Annotated in this window: 1 protein-coding gene; it reads right to left on the reverse strand. The window is 72.2% G+C overall.

The features are described from left to right. Positions 1-600 precede the first annotated feature (600 nt). Positions 601-1,512, reverse strand: a 912-nt coding sequence (locus tag ACWD4U_RS34750) for an FAD-dependent oxidoreductase (protein WP_363462296.1), incomplete at its 5' end; no start/stop codon positions are given.

Here is a 1,512-nt window from a genome sequence, read left to right on the forward strand (position 1 = left end):
ACCGCGTAGTAGTCGTCCGCCACCGACCGCATCAGATCCTCATCCGCCTCCGGCCACGGCATCCCCGTCACGAACGAGAAGAACCCCGCGATCTCGGGAGACGGATTGATCGACACGACAACAACCACCCTCTGAACCCAGAACCGACAGCACGGCAGACCACCCACCACACCGACCAACAGAACGGCCACCACCACCCGCGAGGCTCACCACCGCCGGTGACAGAACATCAACCGCGCGCCCGGCCAGCATGACCGCAGCCCCGATGAGCGCAGACCCGTTCACCGACTCGGCGCTCTCGCAACAGGAACCGACTCTGCCCATGGCCTCAGCGCTCCCCAGACGACCATGCGGTGCGTGGTGACGGGGTTCTCGGGCCGGATGGGCGCAGTGGGCGTCACGGCCCCCACCGGTCCGCCCCGCGGAGCTGGTGCGGATCCCGCCCCACCCTTCGCCGAGGTCCACGGCACCCCGTCGAGATCCTCCCGCACCGGCGCACCGGCGCAGCGCCCGGTGCTGCCCGAGCGGGACTGACGGCAAGAGATGACTGACGGCCCGTCACCTCCCCCGGTGGGGTGACGGGCCGTCAGCGGTCGTGGGTTACTTCGCGCCGCGCTTGGCCAGGAAGGCCTCGACCTGCGCGCGGACCTCGGGGGTGTCGAGGCCGCGGACGGTCATGGTGGTGCGGCGACGCAGCACGTCGTCGACGGTGTAGGCCCACTCGTTGTCGGCGGCGTAGGCGACCTGGGCCCAGACGTCGGGGCCGTCCGCGTGCAGCGGCTCGCCGAGGGCGGGGTCCTCGGCGATCAGGCGGGCGATGTCGAAGGACAGGGTGCCGTAGTGGGAGGCGAGGTGGCGGGCGACCAGCGGGTCCATCCGGGAGCCGGGCTCGTGGTCGATCATCAGGCGGTGGGCGACGGCGTTCGGGGCGCCGATGCCGGGCAGCGGGACGGTGGCGGGGAAGGCGGAGACGTCCTCGGCCAGGCCGACGCCGGGGGCGTGCTTGAGCTTGTCGAGCACGACGCGGCCGATGTGCCGGTAGGTGGTCCACTTGCCGCCGGCGACGGAGAGCATCCCGCCGCGGCCCTCGGTGACCACGGTCTCGCGCTTGGCGGCGGCGGTGTCGCCGGGTCCGCCGGGCAGCACCCGCAGGCCCGCGAAGGAGTAGGTGATGTCCTCGCGCCTGAGGTGTTCGTCGCGGATCGCGTGGGCGGCCTCGCCGAGGATCTGGTCGATGTCGGGTTCGGTGGCGCGGACGTCCAGCGGGTCGCCGGTGTACTCCTCGTCGGTGGTGCCGAGCAGGACGTGGTCCTCCCACGGTATGGCGAAGGAGACCCGGTACTTGTCGATCGGGATGGTCAGCGCGGCGCGCCACGGGGTGCGGCGCTTGACGACGACGTGGGCGCCCTTGGAGAGGCGGATCGACGGGGCGGCGCCCGCGTCCTCCAGGCGGCGCAGGTGGTCGACCCAGGGGCCGGTGGCGTTGAGGACGAGGCGGGCGTCGATGCCGAA

This window comes from Kitasatospora sp. NPDC002522, assembly GCF_053595195.1.